The organism is Nitrospira sp. Nam74, assembly GCF_965152615.1.
Map to the genome: position 1 here is coordinate 2,898,340 of NZ_OZ224220.1, position 24,070 is coordinate 2,922,409.

Sequence of the window (24,070 nt, forward strand, 5' to 3'; positions counted from 1 at the left end):
TGGTGGATCACCGTACTTCTTGCGCACGTAAGCACGAATATCGCTTACATCACACTCCCGCCTCACTAAGACACGATTTCTCCATCAACTCACGGATTGTTGCGAGGTGACGCTCTTCTTCCGCGAGCGCGCTGCGGAATTTGCCTGCCATATCATCCTGCCCCAACCCCTCGGCCAGCTTGATAAGAAGTTCCCAGCCATCATGATCTGCAAGTTCCGCGAGATGGATGGCATGGAGACTTTGCGCAACCGACGTGCGTGGATCCGTGATAATCTGCATGAGCCCGATCGATGCTACGCCATTTACATCTGCTCCAGGGGTCTGAGCGGTCGGATCGGCACCCAAGCCTTTGATGACCTCCCAAACCAGAGAAAAATGTTGTGCTTCCGCATCCCGGAATTCCCTAAGACGATCGATGGGGAGGCCCTTCGCCTCATCGCTTCGAATGAGACACTTGCTCAGCAGCCCATCGTACAGTCGCGTACCGGCTCGTTCGAAGGCCAAACGGGCGCCCAGTTTATCGATCAAGACCTCAGGTTTCCGTCCCATCAATTTCTGCATGCCGGTCTTTGCGGCGCCTTTTAATGAACCCGGGACAGGAACGGAGCCGATAGGATCCGCCTCCTCTAGGTAGGTCGTCCTATACGATGCAAGCGTGCTCTCGTCTCCCTGGGAACTCGGTTCTGAAGACTCTACGCCGTTAAGAAGTTCCTGCACATCGATCGGCGACATGTCGATACCCGTCTTATTCATACCCGAATCGCTTGGTTGTTTCATGCCGCTACCCTCCCTTTCCCCTTGGCCGTTAATTCGGTGCCCGGATTCCATCGATAGCCCGCGGCGACGGTCTGGCTAGGCGAGCCGTCCGAGTTGATCTGACGACGATACGCCAGCGAACGCTCTGGTTCTTGGGTCTTGTCCACAAATTGTGTGCCGTTCGCTCGCAGGCCTACCTCGTCGTGAAGGACTTTGCGGACATACTCACGTTGGCTCTTGTAGGCAATGGGTTCAGGAAGAGCTTCGGGCAGGAGTTCCGCGGGATCTCGTCGTTCCGTTTTCTTGAACACCTCCATGACATACTGTAGCTGGCCGAGTTCATAATCCAGGAAGCGTTCCCAGACGGCCTTGATGCGAGGATTGTCTTCCTGGCTCACGCAACTATAATAGTTGTACACTTCATTCGCCTCATGCAGCAGCCATTTCTCCATCCATGTCTCAGTCGGATCGATGATGGATTCGTACTGCGTGACATGCTGCTCTTCGATGGACGCAATCTCAGCATACAACTGACGCGCCAGCGGATCGGCAAACCAGGGTCCATAGTGCATATAGTAGTCATGAGTTTGATGCTCGCCCGCCATGATCGTGAGCGCGTTAAACTTCGTGATAGGTGAGGCAGTCCGGCGATCGTAATGGTCCCGGAGGTCATCCTCGGGATCTCGATGTTCATCCACAGTGGGGCGCCCTGGCATAATATCGGTGTAGCATTGAAGGATAGTATTGGCATCAATTCCTTGCAGTCGGTCCAGCAACGCCGAATACCGGTACAAGTGATCGAAGTCTTCTAGCAGCCCGAATCGCAAGACTTGCGCGATGTATGGGTCCGGCTCATTCTGTGCCAAGCTGGCCGTCACTTCGATCGCTACTTGCTCGTAGCCAATGGTGGTCTCGAGCGGCGACTGATCGGCGGGGTTGAGCCAATTCACAATGGTTTGCTGGTGCTGCTCTATCCGCCGGATCTTTGCCAGCGGAATTTGAAGCTCTTTATTCATACGCGCGCATGAATGACTGAAGCGTACCGATTCCGATTCAATACCGTTCATCAAAATGACACGCACGCGTGTGAAGGCATCATCGTCCAGTTTACTGATAGGCTTCTGAACGAGGTCTTTCCACGTAAACTTCTGCTGGTTGATCGGGACGCCTTTATCTTTTAGTAAATCCAACGCCATTGTGGCTCTCCTTTTTGGTGTCAATGCCTCATAACACGGGATCGTCCGCACATCGACCGTGGTATGAACCATTCAAATAAATGAAAACTTCACCCCCGGCCGGCTGCCCTGTCCTTTCTCGCCGGTCCTAGACTGCTAGAGGTGCTGGTCCTTTCTGAGCTGAGCCAACTGGAGTGTTCACGAGCCTGCCGCTGTGCCGTTACGTGAGTCACCTCACTTGCCCTTTTGTCATTCTTGAGTCCGTATAGTAGCGCCTAACGGGTCAAGCAAAACATCAGCCCCGATGCTCTTCGGTGTGAGGTGCGGCTGACATTGGAAGGTGCTCCCATTTACGTAAATTCCTTTCTAGATATGCCCCTATGTGCGTCTGTGATGCCTGGCGGCCCTGATGGATTCAAAAAATGAAAGCGTCGCCCGCGCCGCGGAAGCATTGCTGGATCGAGGATACGGCTGCCCCATGCAAGAGATGGAACTAAATGGACAGGAAGCGTCCTCTAAGCAAACACTGATCCGAGTCGCCTTTGTGACCCCACCAAAAAGGGAAGAACACTGTCTCATCCCGCACCGCCCTTCCCTCATCGGCTTGGCTGAACCACAGTAATTGCCATGTTCTGACTAACCGCTCTCCGATATCTTAGCCGAAGAGGTTCCCCGAGAACATCGATAGCTTGGGACGGCTGCCTCGACGTGGTTGATATCTCCTGCCTTCTTACCGGCTTTGCCTAATAGGGAAACGCGTTCCTCCTTGATACGATGAATCATCAAGGAGAAGGACATGCCGCATTCCGTACTCTCCGTCACGCTTGCTTTTGGACTCGTCAACCTGCCTGTCCGGCTCTACACGGCGGCCGCCTCAAAAAAGGTGACGTTCCGGCTGTTGGATCGGAACACCGGACAACGAGTCAGACAACAACTCGTATCTGCGGCTCAAGCGTCACGTGAGGACGATCAGTCAACAGCGGGATCAGAGACGAATGCCTCCAGGGCAGCCCGTAGTATGCCGGGCATGCCAGAGAGCCCAGATCGGCAGGACGCGAGTGCATCCCCACCGGATTCTATCGTGCCTCGTCAACAAATCATCAAAGGGTACGAGGTTGAAGGAAATCAATATATCCCAATCACGGCAGACGAATTAAAAGCCCTTGAGGCTGAAGCCAATCAACATGCGGCAATCCAGGAGTTTGTATCTCTCGGACAGATCGATCCGGTCTATTTTGAGAAGACGTACTATCTCGGCCCGGACAAGGGTGCAGAGAAGGTGTACCGCTTATTAGCGCGCACGTTACGAACACTGCAACGTGGAGCCATCGCGAAACTGGTCATGCGAGGTAAAGAAAAATTGGTATTGGTGCGACCGACTAACACGGACCGTTTAGCGCTCCAAATGCTGTATTACGCTGACGAAGTGAGAAATGACCTAGACATATCTGTACCGGACGTGGCGGTGTCTGATGCGGAGCTGCAACTCGCCGAGCAGGTCGTAGACAGCCTCTCCGTGGATCAGTGGGAGCCGGACAAATTTCATGATACATATCGTGAACGCGTGATGGCGCTCATTGAGCGCAAACGTCGGGGAGAACCCATACAGGCGGCGCCATCCAAGTCACCAAAAGTGATCGACCTCATGGAGGCGCTACGGGCAAGTCTCGCGACGGCTGCGAAAGCTCCGGCGCAGCGGCCTCCCGCAACCCAGAGGCGCACTCGAACGCCCCGTATGATTAAACGACTGGGATAAGCAGGGAGGACGAGTTGCTAGTCCGCAGCGTCCAGGCATCGAACCGCAATCCATGGTGACCGTTTTCTGAGACGCCGACGACAGCACGGCGAGAGACATCCTCATCGGCCTGGAAACCGGGTCACAGCGGTACTCCATGCTCCCAGCGACCCACACGTTTCAAAAAGCATAACTAGAGTTCGCTCTGGCAGTTCCGCGCCTTCGATGTCGATAAACGGCTGGCGCACCTTCAAGGAATCCGCGTCAGCGCCCTCGGAAAGCCGTCGATAGCCGATCAATTCATGTCCGGTCCAGGCGTGGACTTCGGAATCGGGAGATTGACGTCGTGGAGAGCTAGGCGCGGCGGCGTAGCAGCCGAGTCTTGACCACCTCCTCAATCGCTTTCATCCCTTCCCCCGTCGCCACCGGCGGTTCGATCTCGCGAGCTTTCTTGGCAGGGATGGCGTAGCGTTCACGCTCCACCGATACAGGACATTCTCGGAACCGGTCAGGGACTTTTTCGCACGCGTGTAGGCGAGCTTTCTTGCGAAGCGCGTGGAGCTTGGCGCAGATAAGTGCAAGACTCGCCTTGCGGTGAAGTTACGTCGGTTCAAAGGGGCAACGCCATAGCTTACGTCAAGCTGAAGATTGGGAACTTACAGCTCGGTGGCACCATCACCAGTGAAGCCTTGGACGAGTTGCCGATCGATACCGGTGATCGGGTCACTGCCGTTGCCAAGGCGACCGAGATCATGGTGCAGAACGGCTAGCCTTGTGACCGCCTAGCATGAGTGCTTTTTGAAAGACCGCGAGAATCGGGGAGCTTGACGAGCGGCGGCGACAGAGCACAGACAGTCTCTCGCTGCCCCTTCGGCTTCTCGGCGGGTGAAATCTCCAGTGAAGAAGGAAGATCCCGAGGAGGGCAAGTGATAAGAGAAATTAGCGTTTGCACATACCAGACAGAAGGTGTAGCTTGACGTTATATTCTTCTCTGGACGCTAAGGCGCACTGAAGCTCGGTCCATCTCAAACCGACTTTGCCGCAGGGGTCCAGAGGAGCCCCCTACCTCCTCTGCCTCTCGCTCCGACAAAGTCTCCGACAAGGAGACATCCTATGGACAATCCGTCGTCCACTATTTCGGGGGAAGATCACACCTTCCATCATCAGAAGCTAGACGAGAAGACCGTCTGCACTGTCCAAACCTTAGAAGCTGCCCACAAGGAGCTCACGGCCTTGGTTAAGGCTGCGGATGCCGTGATTGCGGAGAATGCGGACGACTCGAAGGACGAGGAATGGAAGTTCGCATCACCAACCTTGGACGAAACGGCGGCGTTCCTCAAGGAGGTAAAAGAATCAGACGGACTCCTACGGAAACTCATCAGTGAGGTTCAGGACGCGCAGGGACAAGGCGATCGCCTTGTAAGGTCGGACCAACTGATACAGAGGGCACTTGCTAGCCTAGAGCTCAGCCACGAGCTACTTGACCGAACTGTTGACTTGTAAGCCCGCGTGATAGACGAGTTCCCTATGGAACAGGATCTGCCAAACCTGACCTACCGTATGGAGAGGTCGGATAAGGCGCTTCAAACGTCGTACAAGGTGCCAACAAGGCTCTGAATCCTATTGCACTATTGCGGTCCTGGATAGAGCGTCCCCGGGAGTTGCTGAGATGATCTAAGCCACTAAGTTAAATCAAAAGAATCAACCTAATCAACTCCTCTACCATAGACCCTACTCCTCGGTCCATCAAACGTAGCCGTTGGCCGTCAAAGCGGCAATCCCGGCGGACGCCCGAAGGCGGCAGCAGAGATCAGAAGCCTTGCTGAGCATCACGGCGCACATGCTATCGAGCAACTCGTCGCACTATACATTCCAAGAATGAGAATGTCGCGGTTCGATTGGATTCTTTCTTCGGAAGCGGTGTATAGAACCACGGGGCACACGCCACGGACATAGCACAATCGTAATGTCGGTCATTATCGATGAACATCGGGACGGCCGTCTTTGTTAGCCGTGTGACGGTCTTTCAATTGTTCAAGCTGTTTCTCCAATTCGATCATCTTCAATTCGCGGCCGACGACGACATCTTGAAACTGCTCCAAATCGCAGATTTTCTCCTGCAATTCGATTCGTGAAGCGGTCAGACGCTCCACTAAGTCTCGCACTTGGTATTGGCGCGTGCGGGAGCGGAGGGCCACCCGCAGCACACTGGTCAAGGTCACTGCCTGCAACGGACGCTCAAGGACAGTAAGGTTGCCAACTTTTTCAAACTGCTCCGATACCTTCTGAAGAGCCCACTGAGCTGAGCCACAGAGTGTCAATAATGTAATCGGTAGGTCAGACCATGGCGGTTGCGCTTCAAGGGCAGCGACGAACGACTGGAGTTCTTTGGACTGTAGCGCCTCCTGAGCCAGGAGCACCGCCCCTGCACCGGTCCGCAACGCGTCAGTCACGTGAGGCAGACTTCGACACGTCACACTTGAAATGCCGGCCTCGGTGAGCACGCGTTGAATGAGTGGCGCATCCTGCCCGGTCGGCGCGAGGATGAGGACCCGCAGATGCTCTGGGTCTACAATAATCTTGTCCACGGCTTCTACGGTGATTAAGACGGTTGCGTGGGGGTGTCTGTCAACACACCTTGTATATGGCTTAACGGCGGTCCGATCTTAATGCCATCGCTATCAATCTGAAAATCCCGAATCGCCGTGTCGTGTGCTCCTGTGCGTTTTTTTAACATGGAAATAGCTTTTTTTATTTCGCCATTCGTTTCATAAAACCGGAGCACAAGGACCCCATCCGCCAGGTAACTCACGTCCACCGGGGACGTGACGTGTCCCACGCCCCCTGATTGGGACAGAACAAGAAGGGTAATGATGCCTTGTTGGCCCAAGTACGTGCGTAGCTCGTGCAGCTGGAGCGCGAGATGATCTTCATCCGGCATAGCTTTGAGATAGCCGTTCAAGCTGTCCAGTATGATAACCGTCGCCTCGTCTTTTTCCACCGCCCGGCGAATCCGCGCGGCGAATTCACCAGGAGAAATCTCCGCGGGATCGATTTGCTCGAGACGAAGCTGCCCCGACCGGTGGTATTCCTGGATGGCATGTCCGAGGGTGCCGCCTCGTGCTAACAGGACATCGACGTTCTCATCAAAGATATACCCGACGACGCGACGCCCTTGTTGTGCCAAGGCCGAGGCCAATTGAAAGCACAGCGTGGTCTTTCCCGCACCGGCTGGACCCGCCACGAGTGTGCTCGTCCCGGGGTGTAGACCGCCACCGAGCAGACGATCGAGGTCAGCCATGCCGGTCGCAATCAACTCCCGGTTGTAATCACGGTGATGTTCCGCGGCCACGAGGCGTGGAAAAAGATTGAGGCCGCCTCTCGCGATGACATAGTCGTGGCTCCCCTGACGAAAATCAATTCCACGCATCTTGGTCACTCGCAGTTGCCGGCGTGTTTTGCCGTAACTATCCGGCAGCGCGTCCAAACGAATCACACCGTGTGCGATACTCTCGACTTGCACGTCCGGTGCCGCTCCCTTCATCTCATCGAGAACGAGACTCGTGCAGCCTATGCCCGCAAAAAGCTGTTTAAGGGCTAACATTTGGCGCCGAAACCGCAAGGGCGATTCAGACAGCAGCCGCATCTCGGTGAGAGAATCGACCACGATGCGCTGGGGCTTGAGCCGTTGGACTTCTTTTAAGATCACCTTGGTCGTGGCTTGTAGATCAACTTCACTTGGATGAAAGACGGTGCTCTGTTCCTCCGGGGCGACAAGATCCCGGACGTCCGCGAGGTCCAAGACGGCAATACGCTCCAATGCCCACCCGTGAGAATTCATCACTTCCGTTAATTCGTCTTTCGTTTCAGATAGCGCAATGTACAGGCAGCGTTCCTGCAAGCGGACACCCTCCAGGAGGAACTGCAACGCCAGGGTGGTTTTGCCAGCACCAGGTTCCCCTTGCACCAGGTACAGGCGTTTACGAGGCAGACCGCCATGGAGGAAGCTATCCAATTCGCTGACACCAGTGGAACAGATATTCTCACTCATTCTTCCATGCTCCTGACCAATCGCCTGTTAGCCGGCGCAATATATTAGAAAGATCATACGGAGACAAGCTGCCGACGGCGTGCCCAAACTTAGACGGATCCATACATCAGCGTTTTTCGTTGTCGGCTTTGGAGCCATCATTACGAGGCTGGGGCAGGCTAAGAATGCCGCTTTTTCAAACGAAGACGTCTTTTGGATCATCCCAATGGCCGGACTGATTGCCGCTATCCTCGGTCTGCTGGCTATCCTTGCATCCATGGCCCGTGTCCGGCAATACGAGGAGTATTACCCCTCGTATTTGTGGTGATCTGGCTCGTCGTTCTATGTCTCCAAGTGGTTCAGAGAGTGGGATAGCCTCACCACAGATGCCCATGCGTCCGTGACGACTTCTATCCGTCGTGAGAGCATCGGGCCTGTGTCCCTACTGGCCCGCTCCCGCTGAGCTGTCTCGGCTCGTTGACGGACTACGTCCTCCCTGTTCCAACGGGTCCGTTTGTCCCTTGTCCCCCTTACGAGTGGGCTTACTTTTCATGCCATCGTCCGGCGTGGGACGCGTACTACCAAGGTCCGCTTCGCGCCCCTTTTGAGGAGCTGGTTTCTGCGTGCTTGGCTCATTCTTTTGCATTTTGTTCTGCATGGGCGTGTCGCTTTGATTGGCTTGATCCTCCGCATAGGCCGCGAGTGCACAACCAAGCCCGACAACCAGCACTAGGATGCCACTTCGTACAGACGTTCCCATAACACCCCTCCTTCTCTTTTACGTGCGAGGACCTCGACCGGTTCTTTTGTATGCTCCTCTCCGTTTACCACGGTCTGTACTTACCAACTACGGGTGGCGTAGGAAGATTCGTGTAGTGGCCGTCTGAAGTACGACTCTGCGCCTCACAGGCGATCGAGCGCCTAGGCATCCGACAATACTGCGTATTGGTGTCCGGCAGCGCGGTTTTATGGCTGGGTCGTACAATCGTTTGTCGAAGATGACCGAAGGACCGCGCTCGCTTATGAATCGCTGCTGGCCGTGCAACGACCAGACATTGCTATCGACACCGTATTCTCTGCAGAGCGTGCGTTACTGCGCCTTTCGGAAACGGACTACGATGTGATTCTCTCGGATTTCAAGTTGCCCAGGCTAGATGGTCTTGGTTTACTGGTGGCGACATACTGCCTACACTCACGGGCCCCATTCCTGCTCATTTCAGCCCATGGCGACCGTGAACTGGAAGACAGGGCAATCCGGGTGAGAGCCTATGCCGTTTTACACAAACCAATTGCACCGCAGGCATTGATGGATGTCATTGAACGTGCTCTGACAAAAGCAGGGCGGGCAATAGAGCATGGCAGAAGGGCCGATGGCCTTTTCAACAAAGCTATTTGTGAAGCGAAAAAGACCATAACGGAGAAACACGACAATTAAGGGACAATCGATGACGAACCGGGGGACAAAAAGCTGCCTAACACCGTGGCTGTGATGCTGTGTTCCTCATCAGTTCGTCATGCCAACCTGGAGAAATTCCTGACTATGGCGTCCAACCACGTTGGGGCCTAGAACGTGTCGTACAGCGCCCCGAAACTCAAGAGCGCAGGCGTATCCATGGTGTGCGGCAATCCCGCGAGAGGTGGTGGCAGAAATTAGAACCTTCCACGTCGGGCTGATGCACTCAAAGAATTAAAGTGTGGCAAGCTGAGCAGCCGAGTGGACCTGAGGATACGGTCGCGTCATGCAAGCAATGGAGCTGACGCTCGTTTCATCGGCCTCAGAACAGGCAGAAACACGCAGCAAGGCGAAAAACATCCTCATCCGCCTGGAAGCCGAGTCATAGCGGTAATCCTGACGGTCCGCCGAAGGTGGCGGCTGAAATCCGTGACCTGGCGCGAGACTACGGTCACAAAGCCATCGAGCGCCTCGTCGCGCTAATGCATTCCAAGAATGAGGGTGTCGCGTTCGGGCTGCGGAGGCGTTACTGGATCGCTGATATGGGCGCCCGGTGCAAGGGACCGAGATTAGGGAACAAGAAGAGGCCCGTTGTCACCAGAGGATTGAAGTCACCTTTATCACGCCACCAAAAAGGATGAGCCCTATTCCATGTCCCATCGCCCTTCCATCATCGGGTACTCACAAGCAAAGTGATCGCGTCCTGGTTCCCTTAGCCTTCTGGCCTTTGCCATCTCACGGCACCCGTTCTTCATCCGAGCGTTCCATTCGGTGCCATAACACAATGCCCAGTCCTGCGGCGGCACTCATTATCATTAAGGCATTCGTGAAGAGAAAAACCAAGTCATGGATCAACCAGCTATAGAGAAGAAATCCACCCGAAGCCGCCATTTGGCCGATGAATAGCCATTTCGAGACGCCTTTGCTTGAGCCCTGCTGCCACTGCCGATAGACCTGCGTGACGATCGTCACCACCAATATCGCTGATGCTGCCCATCCGACACACTCTTGAAAGGACACAAGTACCTCGCTCCTCTTTACCGGATTCCATTTCGCTTGCTGCGGGCAAGCCCGAAACGCCCCTGGCTTGCTTCGTCTATAATAGCGTACCCTTGGCCGCGTGTTTATGAGGCCTTTATGCCTAATGCGTTTCCACGTCCGCTCTTCTCTCTAGTACGTGGCCTAGGCCTTGCGACGAGGAGGGATAATCATGGAGTGATTCGACGTGATCCCGGCGGTGTCTTGCTCCGAACACTCAACACCAGATCCTGTGTACCAGGATGGAAGATCATGCACTCACATAATGAAAGCATCGCGGTACCGGGCGGCTGAGGCACTACGGGACGGAGGATACGGGCGCCCCGATGCCAGGTATGGACCTGATCGACAAACAAGAAATTCCCATCGCGACGCAGGTCACAGTAGTGTTCGTGAAGCGGGGCCGACTGTACCAGAGAGAACCATCTATGCAGCGGTAGGAGGCTTCAGCCTGCGGTGTTTTTGAGGTCGAGCAAAGCCGGGAACAGCCAGAAACATGCGCCTCCCTATTGGCGCCTCACCAACCAATAGCCAAACAGTCCCGTTATGAGAAGTATGATGGTCGCCGGCTCCGGGTTTGAAACCATAGCCCTTGAGCCGGCGCTTGGCGGGGTGGCAAAGGACAGCCCCCAGTCATAGGCCGCCCCTCCCCACTCCCCGGCTGCCCAGGTCGTCACCATGCTGGCAGTAACAGAGCCGGTCACGGTGTGAATTCCGGCAACCTAAGCCTATCGAGCTTTGAAGCGTCTCGGCGTAGATATGCTGGGTCTGAGTCCCTCTCACCTGCCGCCCTGTTCCAAGAGGATGGTGCCATCTACTGCCGCCGTCACCTCATAGCGGAGGAACCCAGAACTGAGTGGCCCCTTGAAGAGAAAATCCGAACCAGTCAGCGTGCCGGTGATAGTTAGCAATAGTGGCGTCTCAAGCATGAAGTCACGACTGAATGTGGTTCCCCCGGATAGATACGTGCCCCGTACAGCGGCCGTATTCGCCATATAGGCGTGCGGCGTCTCCGTCTCCAACGGGGATGAGGAGGAAGGCTCCGGTACGGCGTTTCGTGGTCGATCTGAAAATTGTCTTGTGACCCCACAAATAGCGAAATCCCGTGACCCGGTCGTTCCCGCACAATAGCTGGCGTTCGGGTCTTGGATGGTGACCTTCCATGGGCCGGCCCATGGAAGCCCGAAGGCCGGGCTCGTAACGAGCGTCAAGATGAAAAGAAGAGCAGTTTTCATAGAATCCCTCCTTGATAAGGCGTGAGGGTACCGGCGAAGAAGAACACCGGGCTAGTCTTTTAGGAGGTAACGTGACGGAGGCGCAGCCGCCATTGAAATGAAAGCCGCACACGCGTTCTCCGAATAGAGGTGGCTTGGAATAGGGCCGATGACGTCCTTGAAGGTCAGCGAGAGTACCGGCTGCATTGCAAGGGTGACGTGGCACCTTCGTTATGTTCCTGTAGGGACGCGGCAACACTTGCGCCCGTGGCTGAGATGCAACGGGTCTCTAGCCCTATCTCACCGAGGCAAGTTCGAAACTGACAGGGCCGCTCACACAGTTGGCGACCGACACGGCGAGAGCAATGAGATGCCCGATTGGCCTTCACCTCGCTAGGTATGCAAGGAGCTCAGCGGCTACCAGCTAGAACCTCATACCGCGATGGAGGTGACTCTCACGCGCGATGTGTCGTGGTAGCGGGGGAACTGAGAGCTAACATTCTGGTGAGGGATTGTTCCGGTTGAGTGTATCTTGAAGGCGTTGATCAATCTGGTGGATTCTCACCGAAAGCTCCTCGCGGGGCTGAGCGAATTCGTGCGCATGCAGGTCCTCTAGCGGCATCTCAGCAGGGTGCGTACGTCGTAGCCATCTCGACCGCCGAATCGCCCGTGTGACCACGTCATACAGTCGTTCGACGTCCACCGGCTTTTGAAGGATCGCACAGGCTCCGTGATGAAAGGCATCGTCCTCGAGTGCCGGTGTTCCGTATCCCGTGATCAAGACGACCGGGATGCCGACAGCATTCGCTTGGCATTCTTTTAGAAAATCCACCCCATTGAGACCTACCATGCGAAAGTCGCTAATAATGGCGTCAAACCGGCGAGGAGTGAGCAGGCGCACGCCCTGTTCACCGTTCAGAGCCGTTGCGATCCTGAGGTGGGGATGTTTGTCGTGAAGGGCGTCAGAAAGGCTCTTCAAAAAGACCGCATCATCATCAATGAGCAAAAGACTGGGGGACGACGATGCCCCGCGCAGAGCCGTCCACTCCTCCCGGATGTGTACCCCATTGATGCGACGGATCGCACCGCACAGCTCGTCGACCGCGTGCTGCTTCAAGATAGAGGCGGATGCACCGGCCTCCACCATGGCGTCCGCATAGTTTGATGACGATACACCAATCACCGCGACTTCTGGGCAGACCGCCTTTATCTGACGTGTGGCTTCGATGCCATTCATCTTCGGCATCTGGACATCCATGATCACGACATCGGGGTATAAACGTCGGGTCAAGTCTACCGCCATCTCGCCATTACTAGCTTCTCCGATCACCGAGAGCTGAGGATCTCCCTCGACAATGTGAGATAATTCTGTTCTCAGCAGGCTGTGGTCGTCAACCACCAAGACATGGATACGCGGGGTAGGCATGTCCGCGATTATGCCATAAGGAGGCCGTATGTCTAGGCAGGCTTTTGGGCTGGAAATCGGTAGAGCTATTGTCTGACACGTACGTAGCAAATTTTCCATGAGCTTGTAGACCTCCCGCCATGCGATGGCTGGCTGATTGACACGCAAGCTCCTCTGGCCTACCCTGCCGAATGAGTCGATCCGTCATACTGAACCTCAGGAAGGCTCCATCAATATTGCAATACTCATCAATGGCATACATGGGTCACAACGGGCGTAGCCGTATCTGGAACGGTGCAGACGTATTGCTGCCAGATGTAGAATTCCCGGGTGCTCAGGACCTGTGGTCGAATTGCTCAGGCACCACAAAGCAAGGAGGCCGAGTCGATGAAACACCAGCGAAATATCCTGTACAGCACAGCGCGTCGCTATGCGCTGGCCTGTGGGGCCGTGTCGTGTACCTTCCTCCTGTCTCTCTACGTGGATCCCGTGCAGCACCGCCTCACATTGTTCCTCTTGTTATTTGCCGTCGTCGGCACCACCTGGTACGGCGGGGTCAAGCCTGGGATCGCCGCGCTCATCGTTGCAGCGGCGTGTGCCACCTCTGGTCTCATTGGAACTGCGAACAGCTCCATCATAGCCGCACCCCACGACGTCATGCGCCTGGTCTTCTTTATCGGTGTGTCCATCTTCGCCATCCTGTTATTGGAGAGACACCGGACGATGGTTCGAGAGCTGAGACACCGCACACAAGCACTGGAGGCCGAGAGTTCTGAGCGGCGGTACGCGGAACGGCTCCGTTCTGAGTCGGAAGCCAGGTATCAAAAGCTGTTCGAGGAAAATCCGGTACCGACCTGCCTAATTGACGACGAAACACTGCAGTACCTCGCCGTCAATGAGGCTGCGGTCCGTCACTATGGGTACACCGCCGAAGAATTCCTCTCCATGACCCCCAAGGATATACGACCCGCGGAGGAGGTGCCCGCGTTCCTCCAGGCTATGAAGGACACCGAACGCATGGAGTCCGGGAATTGCGGCATCTGGCGCCATCGCAAGCGCGATGGGACGATCATTCATGTAGAGGTCACCATTCATCGGACCTCATTCAGGGGACGCCCGGCTCGCTTAGTCGTCTATCAAGATGTCTCGGCCCATGTCCGCGCCGAGGCCATGATGCAGACGGTGAACTATCGACTTGAACACGAGGTGCAAGAGCGGACGCGCCGTCTCCGTGAAAAGCAAGACCAATTGCGTTCCATCGCTTCGCAGCTCACCCTGGCGGAGGACCGAGAACGAAAGCGCCTGGCCGGTGTCCTGCACGACAATCTCTCTCAGCTTCTCGTCGTGTCCAAAATGAAACTGGAGCGGATGTCGCTCCAGCACTCTTTTGAGAAATCTTGGAATACGCTGATGGACGTGAAGCGCATGCTGGATGACGCGCTGACCTATTCCCGAACGCTCACGGCAGAGCTCCGCCCCGCGCTCATGGGCACTGAGGATGACTTGGACGCAGCCCTGAAATGGGTCGCGGAAAAGATGCATGGACATGGGCTCATGGTCAACATCCGTCACTATGGCACAGCCCAGGTGCTTGACGAAGATGTCCTCATCGTGTCGTATCAGGCCGTTCAAGAGCTTCTGTGGAATGTACTCAAGCATGCGGGCGTGTTCGAAGCCTTTGTCTCCACTGACTGCACGGCGAACCACATCGAGATCGTTGTGCAAGATTATGGCAAAGGCTTTGACGCCTCGCGAACGGCACAGCCCTCCAAAGAAGGCGGCTTTGGGCTGCTCAATGTCGCGGAGCGCCTTGATACCGTCGGTGGTGAGCTGAAGATGACGTCGATGCCTGGCTCTGGGACCCGGGCCATCCTTCGATTGCCAGTCAAGGGTGCCGCGATGTTGGCTCCGGCGTGTGCGGGTGATGAAGCCCGCACCGATCTACGCAAGGATGGTACCGCCACGCGCATTCTTCTTGTTGAGGATCATCAAGTCACGCGGCAAGGGCTGCGTGATGCGATTGAAGAGCAGCCGGATATGATCGTGGTGGCAGAGGCCACAAATGGTGAGAGGGCCATTGAGCTCGCTCGCAACACTTGGCCGGATGTCGTCATCATGGACATCCACCTTCCTGGCGACAGCGGAGTGGACGTGACACGAGCCATCAAACGGGAATGCCCGACCGCCGTGGTCATCGGGTTTTCCATGGATGAGAGCGGAGATATGGTTCAAGGGCTCTGTGGGGCCGGTGCTGCCGGGTGTGTCTCAAAAGCAGGACCGTTAGAAGGCCTCTTTGCCGCTATCCGCATGAAAGGACGAGCCGACATTGCGGAAAAGCTCGAATGACTAGCTGCGTTCTGCGCCCCTTTGTCAGGCCGGTTGCCGAATTTCAGAAATCCCCCCAAATATCGAGCCAGTAAAGTCCTCGAGCAGTAAAGTCCTCGAGTCCTCTCTTTATGCGAAGCGATGTGGCACCGGCCTTCCGACCAAGCTAGGGAAGCGATTTTACAAGCGAATGTTTCCTACCGTACGTGTTATCTCGCGCTAAACACCTCCTCGAGGACTTTCAAAATCTCTTTCTGAACCAACTCGGTGGTGATTTCAGAAGCCGCATAATTTCCTCGCTGACCTGCCACGCCAGTTTTGCGGCGTCTTATTTCTGTCACGACCTGAATCGTGACAGCCGTTTTTCCGGTGCGATGGAACGACACTTCGACTGTATTGTCCTTTCTATAGGCCGACGCCGGCACTCCGCTGATGGTAACGATCAGTGTAATTCTTGCGTCACGTTGGCTTCGCTCGTCGCCGACCTCAATTATTTCGTACTCATGGCCCCCAGCCTTCAATTCCCGCCCTATTTCTTCCATGGCTGGGCGGATGACTTCGGACATGACTCGCTTGAAGTCAGCGCCTGCCGCCGCTTCCCTGGATTGATTCTGCTCTTGGAGGTCTTTGGATGCGGCCAACCTCTGCTTAAATGATTGCATGATGGAGTCTAGATGCGCCTTGTCTTCTGAGTTCATTTTGTCTCTCCAAATAACGTAGGTGATACGATTGAGTAGGTGTCCAGGTATTTCCTTCATGCACAGATGTTCAAGCATGCCGTGCCCTTCAGATGCGCTATGGCGGACGACTACGAGATGCCGGTGCCTGGGGGGTGACGTGCCGACTCATTACCACAAGACCGCCGCCGCAAGCGTATCCTCGGCCATTTTACATGCCCCGATAACCGTGGACAATGCAACCATCGAAAACACCAGTTGGTGCCCGCATGAAGAGACGAATCGCTTCGCTCGCTCGCCATGCCGGAGGTCTCTCTAGCAGCGCATCCAATTGCTGCCTTTACTGAGCGGTTTGAGACGTTCCAACACCGTGGTGTCGCTTTCAATACCACCCAGACGGTGAACCCAAAATCGTACCGGCTATGGCCTGAACATAAGCAAAGGTTCGCTCGATCAGACGATGACCGCCGTCGTGAAAGGCGTGGTGCTGACTGGCTTAGCCCAGGGACTCCTCGCCGGCATCGCCTATTTTGCGCTTGGTGTGCCGTTTCCCTTATTGATGACGGCGCTGAGCGCGCTCTGCGCCGTGTCGCCCTTCGGCGGGACGGCTCTCGTGTGGGTTCCTCTGGCGATATACCTGTTCGCGACGGCGTCGATCTGGTCCGCGGTGGCTCTCGTCGCGTGGTGCGTCGTGGTGGTCGGATTGGTGGACAACTTCCTCAAGCCCCTCCTGATCGGGCACGATGTCCAACTGTCCACGCTGTTTTTATTTTTCAGTATCGTGGGCGGCCTGGCGGCCTACGGATTCATCGGAATGTTCATTGGGCCGATCCTGCTCGCGGTTCTGATGACGGCGCTAAGCATTTACGAAGAAGAGTATGAGACTGGTTGGGATCCCCCGGTCTTGACGGAACCAATCGCCAAGAGGAGAGCACCCGCTATACAGAAAACCTCCCCGAAATAGGCGCCCAAAAAGCCAATGTTTCCGTGCCACCGTTTCCCCATAATGGGCTATTCAGAAAACAGTTGGTTTCCGAATAGCGATAATCGGCGCCCTCTGTCCTTGTTGCGTCACGGCATTTTCCCAATTGCTTGGCGTTACAAATTCGCCCCGTCCTCAGGTGCCGAAGGCGTCTGACATTTCCTGGTAAATGCTACGTCTCCAAACATTTCGACGTCAGTCTGCATGGCGATGAACTCGTCACTGCCGACAAAATCTTCAATGTTCTTCTCGAAAGAAGCGTCGATCTTTTGTAATTGGCGTGCGGAGACACTCCCCATCATTTGAGCAGCCTGTTTTGCCCTCTCCATGATGAACTGAAATAGTACGCCTGGGATGCGATATTCGGTCCCCGGCTCGATTGAGCCGTTTCTTACATGTACTTTCGTGCGGTTCCATTGATTTTTGCGGCCCCCGTGCACAAACCCGACGACCAAGATGCGGGGCAACTTCGAATAGACAAAGATGCTGCCATCGCTTCCTCGGCAGAGGCCTTTGTCAACCATCCGCATGAGGTATCGATTGATGTTGGGAGGGAGGGAATCTGTTCCAGCCGAAGAAGATTCGATTGCTCCCAAAGGTAACAGATGCTGCTCAAAACGGCCGGGATGAGGACTTTGTCCAAGCAGATACTCTTTCCATGCCTGGTCTGCTTTGGCGGTGGCTTCCAGTCCGTCAGGATCGTAGCCTTCAAGTGACGTCTCGTCCTTAAAGAATTGCAACACTCGCCATGAGACCGACACGCAGAAGTGCAGCAGCCACGGGCCATACCCGATCGGCTTTGTTGCGTCCTTGGTGTACGGATAAAAGAGATTGGATGCGAACCGCGTTTCTGACGCACTGAAAAGCTGCTCACACGCGCAGCAGAGCCAGTAACGCTTATGCCCGTCCTGGATCCGCTGGTTGGGCATTTGGCCCGATCGCAGGTGACTCTTACCGGACGTGTCTCGTAGCCAGCGATAGATGAACGCCGGCAAAACATGACTCTCTTGCAATTCGGAATTTGCGCCACAGAGCCGGCATTGGTCGAGAGGCATGGGCAGAATGCGCTTTGGATGGCCGGCTGCCATTACTCAGCAAGGATGCTGATCACGACCACGCCGATCCGCTCTATTTGGGCTTCCGATTCTTCCATCGAGCCTGGGCAGCCTTTTTGGCGCTCGCACGGCGTTGTTCTGGTGTCAATTTAGCGGCTCTCGCTGGCCCTCCTTTAAGGCCCCCTTTCCGACCTAATGCGACAGCGTGGGGATTCTTCTTCTTTCTCATGGCGATGGAGGATGCCAGAGCGATCAGGCGGAGTCAAGTAATATCCCTTGACAATGCTTGAGCGCTCACGCATTATACCACTCAGCAGTTAATGCATGTACGAGGCTCCCATGCACAAGGGCAAGCGAGTCGCCATTTATGCGCGAGTCAGCACCGACGGCCAGACGACGGACAATCAGCTCCGGGAGCTACAGTGTGCGGCTGAACGCCATGGGTGGGAGATTACGGTTCAGTACGTGGACCATGGGGTCAGTGGGGCCAAAGGGCGAGAAGCGCGTCCTGCCTTCAACGCGATGTGCAAAGCCATGGCGCGACGAGAATTTGACCTCATTGCCGCCTGGTCCGTGGATCGCCTGGGTAGATCGCTACAGGACCTTGTCACGTTCCTCGGCGAGCTGCAGGGCAAACGGCTTGACCTCTATCTGCACCAACAAGGGCTCGACACCACGACCCCGGCTGGCAAGGCCTTATTCCAGATGATGGGCGTGTTTGCTGAGTTTGAACGATCGATGATCGTGGAACGAGTGAAGGCCGGTCTCTCACGAGCCAAGGCTCAAGGTAAACGGCTGGGACGGCCCCGTCTCGACAGCGAGAAAGAGGCAAAAGTCGTACTGTTGAGAGCTGAAGGTAAAGGCATCATCAAAATCGCGAAGGAGATTGGTATTGGAATTGGTACCGTTAAACGAATATTAGATACGGTCGCAGTGGCCTAAAAAGTCGCCTCCGTGCAGGCGCAAACGGCATCTTAACAGCTCGTCAGCACTGTTGAGCCGAATTGTTGATACTTTTCAGCAGCACCAATAGCCTGCATGCTAACTTAGGACTGAGTGTTTGTGGTTGCTAGAGTCGTCATCGAATGCGATGAGGAGTGCCTTTTCAAGTCGCGGAATCCATTGCGCTGTGAGGCGCTGAACCTTGAACCGACGAGCGAGTGCTCTAAATAGAATCTGTTTTGAGGTTTCAACAGTTGGTGGAGAATGACCATTTATTGCTTTCATCACTACCGCAAGCTCAGAAAGCGGGACGTCGTTTAGGCCCCGCCGCCCCAGTACACGACTATCGATCCATGGCTGCGAAGGCAGCTTCACTACCACGTCCGCCGGATCTCTTCGTCCACCCTCATCTCGGCTCTCGAGCATGTGAGCACGCTCCAGCCCAGCGAGCGCGCGATTGACTGCCTGCTTCAAACTCTTCCTTGCTCGTTCAATACGAGGGCAACCATCTCGGTAAAGAGCATAGATTGAGGCCTTTGGGAGTGGGCCGTCTGATTTGACAATATCCAGTACAGCCTCCCGTATATTGCTTGGCGGCGCAACGCGCGGATCTGGGTAATCCTTACTGGCGTAGCCGGTAAAAGGCCCATCTCGCTCGGTACTCAAAGCGACCTCGGCAAGTTGATCCGTCACGTCTTCAGGTTCGCCTCGTTCATCGCCGGAATCATCGCTGAGGCCGGTACTCTTTAAAACTGCCGTCTGCACGGATAGATTTTGCCTTGTCGACGTTGCCGGTTCTGCCGATGTTGTCTCACCGTTATAATGCGGTGTTGGGCCTTTCCTGGCGGTGGACGTTTCGCATTCTACGTTCAACTCCTCCCATGCCGCGATGATTTCCGCGATAGCATGATCTTGATTGGAGTAAAACATACTCTCCCGAATGCGAGCGAATCGCCAGCCAGCTCTTTCGAGTTGCCGCTGACGAAAGAGATCCTCAGCAAAGCGATCCGGGCCATGCCATGCCTCACCGTCGCACTCAACTGCCAACCTCGTTCCGTCACCCTCAATCACTAAGTCAATGCGCCGCTTTGCGACCTGTATTTGGGCAGACACGGCAAGCCCATGACCTGACAGAGCCAGCGCAACATCCAATTCGAACCAACTCTCAAATGGTGAAGGCGGACCCTCGCGTTGACGATCGGCACGCAATGCCAGAAGCCTGAGGTGAGGTATGTTGAGAGCGGATCCGCGTATCGACAAATCGGTCGGTTGGTAAAAAAACTCGAGAACGCGCCGGCGCAGACACTTGGGGCTGACATCTTGCTCCCGCACGCTGTGAAACAGCCAAAGCTGATCCTTAGCACGGCTAAGGGCAACATTAAACCGCTGCTCGTACATTCGTGTCGTCAAAGTGGCATTCGTGGTATTCGGCCCTGCAACCATACTTAGAAATATGACATCGCGTTCGTCTCCTTGGAAAGCATAGGGGTTTCCGCAACGAAGATTCCGCTTTTCAAATACACCAGGTCCAAGGCGCTCTAGTAGGAGCTGCTGGATGTGTAATGCCTGGTCATCTCCCTGCAGGCAGATAACTCCGAACTCACCTTCCTCGTATGCTTCATCAGTGTGACAATGCGCGATCGCGTCGACAATAGCTCTGGCCTCAATGTCATTGATATCTCCGTGTCGTAGCCCGTTTGGCAGATAAGTTGTTTTAAGCGGCTGTAGGCGTTCTTTGCCACACTGACGGAGCGGGATGAGAGGCTTTTCGGCGTAGCAGAGTTCGTTACTGAATCGAATGATTTCCGGTACGCATCTAAAATGTTCTTGTAGTGGAACTCCAGCAGGCAAATATCGGAGAGCATGATCGAACAGACTAGACTGTATCGTAAAGTTGCCGCGATACTTGAAATCAGAAATGTAGCTCTGCGCCAAGGCATCTATCTCTCCATCTTTTACGCCGACGACGGTTGGAGAAATCTGCTTATCATCGCCGACGACGATGATCTGTTTGGCGAGGTAAAACAATACCAATGAATCGAGCCAGCACTGTGACGCCTCATCAACTATCGCGATGTCAAACATCCCCGGTCTGGCGTCGACCGTCTCATATAGACGGCCAAGAGACACTACCCAAGCTGGAATCGCATCAAGACACTTCGGCAAAAAAGAACGTGCAACCGCTCTCCTACGAAAAATCGACGGCCCTGAAGCTGGGATGTCGGCGACAGCTTGAGTCCAGGCTCTTAGCGAAGCCCGCGTCGAATCGTCGATCCGCTGAAGCGCCGCATGCCAGGCACGTGCGATAGTAAGGTCACGGAGCAGGTCATGGGCACGGCTTCTCTCGTCGCGCGCTGCACGATCGGTAATTTCTATGCGGTCTTTTTGAAGCACGGTCGCAAGCCACGTAGAAACGCACCGATGGACCCATGCCTTCGGGAAGTTTGAGAAATGCGCAGTCCATTTGTTGCTTCCCTCGTCCACTGCTATCTGCGCCGCAAGGCTCGGTGCCAATTTTGACAACTCTTTCAGGAATGTGACGTACTGACGATGCACTGCATTCTGTTTCTGTTCTTCACTCAGGGCAGCGAGAGCCTCATGGGCGAGCTTTGGAGTTTCGCAAAGCATAGCTTCACGAAAGTGGAGAATTGGTGGAACCACGTCTAAACGTCCAATTACAATGCTAAGACTCGACAGCATCCGATCACGCTCTGCTTGAGCATTTTGCAGGAGTACCTCAGCAAGCCGCCGCTGACAATCTCGTACTGCCTCCTCAGTCGAAGATTTTGTTACTGCGACGGATGTGAGCCACTGCCGCACAATGAGTATTAGCCTATCCCGGGAGGCACCGAGAATCAGAAAAGCATCAAGCGTTTTAAGACGGTTAGCTAGTGTAGCGACCTGCTGGCGTGGTGAACCACCACGATGGGCAGGCCATCGATTCCATACGTCCCATGCTCCATCAAGGGATGCCATCCCCTCCAACGCTTGCAGAGCGTCATCGATTTCGTCCGGGGTGCGCACCGGCGCGCCATCAAGCCTCACACTTTGTTCTACCCATTCGGTATCTTTCACAACAGCCGGCTTAAATACGCCCAACACTCTTCTTCCACCACCAGATCCATAATGGTCCGACAACCGTTTCAAGGCTTGACGTGCTTCAGAACAGCTACGTTGCACGACGTCGACTTTTTTCATACGTGAAACGACGCCATCAGAAAGAGCATTGAGCTTTCCTGCTGCTTCTGATCGTAATGCCTGCCACGAAGCAAGATCGTTGCGTAACACACCAGTCCGTAATTCGGAGATCCAGACAGAATCGTCGGGCGAGCCTCCTGTTTCAAGCGTTAGTAAGGACTCAAGCCAAGCCAGCAGCTCAGTTAACGCGGTATGGTCGACACCTTCAGGAATCGTCGGGATGGACGAAAGGTACTTTTCCGTCACCTTAATCTTTAAGTCATTGATACGTTCCAACACATGAACGCCTTCCAAACCGTCGAAAGGCAAGTCTAAGACAATCTTGCCTCGTGCTTGTCTAACCTCTTCCGCTAGAGAAGCGTGATAGTCTGCCAGACCCGTCCAACCGAGTTCGCACGTGGGACACGGTTGGTCGTAGGAAATCTCGTCTCGTATCCATCCAATTGCTGATTCTTCCTCCTTTAAGCGCCTCGCTATGGCGGCCCGTGTGCCGCGGTACCCGGAGGCTGGCTCCAGTGTCTCCGTCTCGGCTGCTCGCGCATCTCGCAGTAGCCGTTCAAGTGAAAGTAGCTTGGTTTCACTTTCCACGAGCCTTACTTCGAGTCGTGCTGCCTCACGTTCGTACGCGGCTGGATGCTCTATCTCTTGGCGCCTAGCCAAGATGCCGTTAACACTTCGCCGAAGCTCTTTATCACTCGCGTTCCCCGTCCCTAACAGACTGACGCATAGCGTCTGCAGGTCTTTTGGTAGCTTGTCGCGAAGGACCTGAAGCGCCTGAGCCGTCTGTGCTGTGACGAGGACCCGCTTCCCCGTTGCGAGATAGTGTGAAATGAGATTCGCAATGGTATGGCTCTTCCCCGTGCCCGGCGGTCCCTGCACAACTACGCCCGCCGTACCTGTCGCGTATTTGACAATTCTTGACTGCTCTTCATTGCTAGGTAGCGGAAAAAACACGCGTTCAAGTTCACGACTCTGTGGCGCACTGTTATGCTCCTCGGAATTGTTACGCCAGGCTCTCTCGTCCTCAATAAGTCTCCGCCACGGTATCGAAGTCTCCTCATTTGACACACGCGCATTCTCGCCTGATACGTCACCATCTATTTGCTCCAAAAGTGCATCAATTGAACGTGTGCCCCTAGGTCGCATTATGATTGCCGGTGCGAAAGAGGCGCGTATCTGGCCTTGGTTGGCATCCTGTGGCAAAAGCTCATCCACATAGCTCGAATCTGAATCCAGGCAGTGTACGAGGGAGGCGACAATAGTGCCGAGCGTTGGCCGGTCCTGAATCACCGGTCCAACCTGACGAATAGCAGGTAGCAAGTCGTCTATCTTTCTTGTCAGGACCGCCCGCTGGGACGGAGGTAAGAAATCCAGTTCTACCCTAGCCTGGTCGAAGTCAAGTGCTGGCAAGACTGTCAGCGTACCGGTCTTGCTATCAAATTGCAGCTCGGCGGGGAATGCAATGAGATGACGACGAATCGGTTGATCCCTATCGTTTCGGGAATGCAATAATCCCACGCCAATGAATAAGTCGTAGGCATCGTCCCGGCCCAGTCGCTCTTGGTATGCCGCGAACAACTTCTGATAGCTTGCTCTCGTGCGCCGTGCGAGCGTCATTCGTTCTGCCCATGGCCGCCACTTCTCCACAATATATGCGGCCCACTGTTCGTGTACTTTATCGGTGGGCTCTATGAGAGTCTCTTTGCCGGTCTGGCTCGTTTCGATACGGGTGACATTTAGTGATGGCTCGGTGTCCAGCGAGGTGACGTCGACTCCATCAAGCCATGGCACACACATCTCAGGTACGGCCGGTACGTCTTGCTCGGTAACTCGCGACATGACTAGCCATCTGAAATCATCGGCATCCCAGCTCTCCAAGAACAATGGGGAGCGAACGGACCCCGTGTCCGATGGTAGATTTGAAAACCATATAACCGTCGGATATTTGTTTACCTCGGAGACAGTTTTTGTCTTTACGGCCACCGCGGCGCGAAGGAATCGCGCGAAGCGTGCACCAGCGGTGTCAGAAGATGGCGTCATCGTATCGCCTCAGTCATGCATGGTTAGAAGGCATTATATAGAAA

Annotated in this window: 21 protein-coding genes and 1 pseudogene; 9 read left to right on the forward strand and 13 right to left on the reverse strand. The window is 55.0% G+C overall.

Annotation, left to right across the window (positions count from 1 at the left end; genetic code table 11):
* Positions 1–49: 49 nt before the first annotated feature.
* Positions 50–778, reverse strand: coding sequence for a ferritin Dps family protein (locus ACWHYZ_RS13490; RefSeq protein ID WP_447983208.1), 729 nt, complete (start codon positions 776–778; stop codon positions 50–52).
* Positions 775–1,953, reverse strand: a complete 1,179-nt coding sequence (locus tag ACWHYZ_RS13495; protein ID WP_447983209.1) for a hypothetical protein — start codon at positions 1,951–1,953, stop codon at positions 775–777. The genes ACWHYZ_RS13490 and ACWHYZ_RS13495 overlap by 4 nt, the downstream gene beginning before the upstream one ends.
* A gap of 388 nt (positions 1,954–2,341) precedes the next feature.
* Here ACWHYZ_RS13495 and ACWHYZ_RS13500 point away from each other — a divergent pair, with 388 nt between their 5' ends.
* Both ACWHYZ_RS13500 and ku read left to right on the forward strand, forming a co-directional pair.
* Positions 2,342–2,554 (forward strand): hypothetical protein, encoded by a 213-nt coding sequence (locus ACWHYZ_RS13500; RefSeq protein ID WP_447983210.1) that lies wholly within the window; start codon positions 2,342–2,344, stop codon positions 2,552–2,554.
* 174 nt (positions 2,555–2,728) lie between these two features.
* Complete coding sequence (gene ku / locus ACWHYZ_RS13505; RefSeq protein ID WP_447983211.1) at positions 2,729–3,688, forward strand: non-homologous end joining protein Ku; 960 nt, start codon at positions 2,729–2,731, stop codon at positions 3,686–3,688.
* A 333-nt stretch (positions 3,689–4,021) separates the two neighbouring features.
* Here ku and ACWHYZ_RS13510 read toward each other — a convergent pair whose 3' ends face one another.
* Positions 4,022–4,150 (reverse strand): hypothetical protein, encoded by a 129-nt coding sequence (locus ACWHYZ_RS13510; protein WP_447983212.1) that lies wholly within the window; start codon positions 4,148–4,150, stop codon positions 4,022–4,024.
* Positions 4,151–4,242: 92 nt separating this feature from the next.
* Between ACWHYZ_RS13510 and ACWHYZ_RS13515 the strand changes: the two genes are divergently transcribed.
* Both ACWHYZ_RS13515 and ACWHYZ_RS13520 read left to right on the forward strand, forming a co-directional pair.
* Positions 4,243–4,437 (forward strand): TOBE domain-containing protein, encoded by a 195-nt coding sequence (locus tag ACWHYZ_RS13515; RefSeq protein ID WP_447983213.1) that lies wholly within the window; start codon positions 4,243–4,245, stop codon positions 4,435–4,437.
* A 343-nt stretch (positions 4,438–4,780) separates the two neighbouring features.
* Positions 4,781–5,170 carry a hypothetical protein gene (locus tag ACWHYZ_RS13520; protein ID WP_447983214.1) on the forward strand — a complete coding sequence of 130 codons (390 nt, stop codon included), beginning with the start codon at positions 4,781–4,783 and terminating at the stop codon, positions 5,168–5,170.
* Positions 5,171–5,643: 473 nt separating this feature from the next.
* On the opposite strand, the gene ACWHYZ_RS13525 is transcribed toward ACWHYZ_RS13520, so the two are convergent.
* Both ACWHYZ_RS13525 and ACWHYZ_RS13530 read right to left on the reverse strand, forming a co-directional pair.
* The gene (locus ACWHYZ_RS13525) at positions 5,644–6,255 is read right to left on the reverse strand and encodes a hypothetical protein (RefSeq protein ID WP_447983215.1); all 612 of its coding nucleotides are present in this window, start codon (positions 6,253–6,255) and stop codon (positions 5,644–5,646) included.
* Between the two features lie 14 nt (positions 6,256–6,269).
* Positions 6,270–7,718 (reverse strand): ATPase domain-containing protein, encoded by a 1,449-nt coding sequence (locus ACWHYZ_RS13530; protein WP_447983216.1) that lies wholly within the window; start codon positions 7,716–7,718, stop codon positions 6,270–6,272.
* A 79-nt stretch (positions 7,719–7,797) separates the two neighbouring features.
* On the opposite strand from ACWHYZ_RS13530, the gene ACWHYZ_RS13535 reads away from it, so the two are divergent.
* Positions 7,798–8,025 carry a hypothetical protein gene (locus tag ACWHYZ_RS13535; protein WP_447983217.1) on the forward strand — a complete coding sequence of 76 codons (228 nt, stop codon included), beginning with the start codon at positions 7,798–7,800 and terminating at the stop codon, positions 8,023–8,025.
* A gap of 114 nt (positions 8,026–8,139) precedes the next feature.
* Here the strand turns inward: ACWHYZ_RS13535 and ACWHYZ_RS13540 are convergent, their stop codons facing one another.
* Positions 8,140–8,457, reverse strand: a complete 318-nt coding sequence (locus ACWHYZ_RS13540; protein ID WP_447983218.1) for a hypothetical protein — start codon at positions 8,455–8,457, stop codon at positions 8,140–8,142.
* Positions 8,458–8,700: 243 nt separating this feature from the next.
* On the opposite strand from ACWHYZ_RS13540, the pseudogene ACWHYZ_RS13545 reads away from it, so the two are divergent.
* Positions 8,701–9,132 (forward strand): annotated as a pseudogene (locus ACWHYZ_RS13545) (response regulator); the annotation flags it as partial.
* Between the two features lie 753 nt (positions 9,133–9,885).
* Here the strand turns inward: ACWHYZ_RS13545 and ACWHYZ_RS13550 are convergent.
* From ACWHYZ_RS13550 to ACWHYZ_RS13565, 4 genes are all read right to left on the reverse strand, one after another.
* Positions 9,886–10,170: a hypothetical protein gene (locus ACWHYZ_RS13550; RefSeq protein WP_447983219.1), complete on the reverse strand. Its 285-nt coding sequence runs from the start codon at positions 10,168–10,170 to the stop codon at positions 9,886–9,888.
* A 524-nt stretch (positions 10,171–10,694) separates the two neighbouring features.
* Positions 10,695–10,868 (reverse strand): PEP-CTERM sorting domain-containing protein, encoded by a 174-nt coding sequence (locus tag ACWHYZ_RS13555; protein WP_447987584.1) that lies wholly within the window; start codon positions 10,866–10,868, stop codon positions 10,695–10,697.
* Positions 10,869–10,967: 99 nt separating this feature from the next.
* The gene (locus tag ACWHYZ_RS13560; RefSeq protein WP_447983220.1) at positions 10,968–11,423 is read right to left on the reverse strand and encodes a hypothetical protein; all 456 of its coding nucleotides are present in this window, start codon (positions 11,421–11,423) and stop codon (positions 10,968–10,970) included.
* 472 nt (positions 11,424–11,895) lie between these two features.
* Positions 11,896–12,828, reverse strand: coding sequence for a response regulator (locus tag ACWHYZ_RS13565; protein WP_447983221.1), 933 nt, complete (start codon positions 12,826–12,828; stop codon positions 11,896–11,898).
* 366 nt (positions 12,829–13,194) lie between these two features.
* Between ACWHYZ_RS13565 and ACWHYZ_RS13570 the strand changes: the two genes are divergently transcribed.
* Positions 13,195–15,153 (forward strand): response regulator, encoded by a 1,959-nt coding sequence (locus ACWHYZ_RS13570; RefSeq protein ID WP_447983222.1) that lies wholly within the window; start codon positions 13,195–13,197, stop codon positions 15,151–15,153.
* Between the two features lie 188 nt (positions 15,154–15,341).
* On the opposite strand, the gene ACWHYZ_RS13575 is transcribed toward ACWHYZ_RS13570, so the two are convergent.
* Positions 15,342–15,830, reverse strand: coding sequence for a hypothetical protein (locus ACWHYZ_RS13575; protein WP_447983223.1), 489 nt, complete (start codon positions 15,828–15,830; stop codon positions 15,342–15,344).
* A gap of 439 nt (positions 15,831–16,269) precedes the next feature.
* Here ACWHYZ_RS13575 and ACWHYZ_RS13580 point away from each other — a divergent pair, with 439 nt between their 5' ends.
* Positions 16,270–16,773, forward strand: coding sequence for an AI-2E family transporter (locus tag ACWHYZ_RS13580; protein WP_447983224.1), 504 nt, complete (start codon positions 16,270–16,272; stop codon positions 16,771–16,773).
* A 134-nt stretch (positions 16,774–16,907) separates the two neighbouring features.
* On the opposite strand, the gene ACWHYZ_RS13585 is transcribed toward ACWHYZ_RS13580, so the two are convergent.
* Entirely contained in the window at positions 16,908–17,786 is an 879-nt protein-coding gene (locus ACWHYZ_RS13585) for a hypothetical protein (protein ID WP_447983225.1), read from the reverse strand.
* Positions 17,787–18,185: 399 nt separating this feature from the next.
* Between ACWHYZ_RS13585 and ACWHYZ_RS13590 the strand changes: the two genes are divergently transcribed.
* On the forward strand, positions 18,186–18,788 hold the full coding sequence (locus ACWHYZ_RS13590; RefSeq protein WP_447983226.1) for a recombinase family protein: 603 nt from the start codon (positions 18,186–18,188) through the stop codon (positions 18,786–18,788).
* Between the two features lie 99 nt (positions 18,789–18,887).
* Here the strand turns inward: ACWHYZ_RS13590 and ACWHYZ_RS13595 are convergent, their stop codons facing one another.
* Positions 18,888–23,825 (reverse strand): AAA domain-containing protein, encoded by a 4,938-nt coding sequence (locus tag ACWHYZ_RS13595; RefSeq protein ID WP_447983227.1) that lies wholly within the window; start codon positions 23,823–23,825, stop codon positions 18,888–18,890.
* Positions 23,826–24,070 lie beyond the last annotated feature (245 nt).

Bases quoted from the DNA above. Each gene is read 5' to 3' on its own strand.
- ACWHYZ_RS13570 (WP_447983222.1), top strand. From the start codon at position 13,195: ATGAAACACCAGCGAAATATCCTGTACAGCACAGCGCGTCGCTATGCG.
- ACWHYZ_RS13520 (WP_447983214.1), top strand. From the start codon at position 4,781: ATGGACAATCCGTCGTCCACTATTTCGGGGGAAGATCACACCTTCCAT.
- ACWHYZ_RS13490 (WP_447983208.1), bottom strand. From the start codon at position 778: ATGAAACAACCAAGCGATTCGGGTATGAATAAGACGGGTATCGACATG.
- ACWHYZ_RS13500 (WP_447983210.1), top strand. From the start codon at position 2,342: ATGGATTCAAAAAATGAAAGCGTCGCCCGCGCCGCGGAAGCATTGCTG.
- ACWHYZ_RS13560 (WP_447983220.1), bottom strand. From the start codon at position 11,423: ATGAAAACTGCTCTTCTTTTCATCTTGACGCTCGTTACGAGCCCGGCC.
- ACWHYZ_RS13540 (WP_447983218.1), bottom strand. From the start codon at position 8,457: ATGGGAACGTCTGTACGAAGTGGCATCCTAGTGCTGGTTGTCGGGCTT.
- ACWHYZ_RS13495 (WP_447983209.1), bottom strand. From the start codon at position 1,953: ATGGCGTTGGATTTACTAAAAGATAAAGGCGTCCCGATCAACCAGCAG.
- ACWHYZ_RS13580 (WP_447983224.1), top strand. From the start codon at position 16,270: ATGACCGCCGTCGTGAAAGGCGTGGTGCTGACTGGCTTAGCCCAGGGA.
- ACWHYZ_RS13555 (WP_447987584.1), bottom strand. From the start codon at position 10,868: ATGGTGACGACCTGGGCAGCCGGGGAGTGGGGAGGGGCGGCCTATGAC.
- ku (WP_447983211.1), top strand. From the start codon at position 2,729: ATGCCGCATTCCGTACTCTCCGTCACGCTTGCTTTTGGACTCGTCAAC.
- ACWHYZ_RS13530 (WP_447983216.1), bottom strand. From the start codon at position 7,718: ATGAGTGAGAATATCTGTTCCACTGGTGTCAGCGAATTGGATAGCTTC.
- ACWHYZ_RS13595 (WP_447983227.1), bottom strand. From the start codon at position 23,825: ATGTCGCGAGTTACCGAGCAAGACGTACCGGCCGTACCTGAGATGTGT.
- ACWHYZ_RS13565 (WP_447983221.1), bottom strand. From the start codon at position 12,828: ATGCCTACCCCGCGTATCCATGTCTTGGTGGTTGACGACCACAGCCTG.
- ACWHYZ_RS13590 (WP_447983226.1), top strand. From the start codon at position 18,186: ATGCACAAGGGCAAGCGAGTCGCCATTTATGCGCGAGTCAGCACCGAC.
- ACWHYZ_RS13575 (WP_447983223.1), bottom strand. From the start codon at position 15,830: ATGAACTCAGAAGACAAGGCGCATCTAGACTCCATCATGCAATCATTT.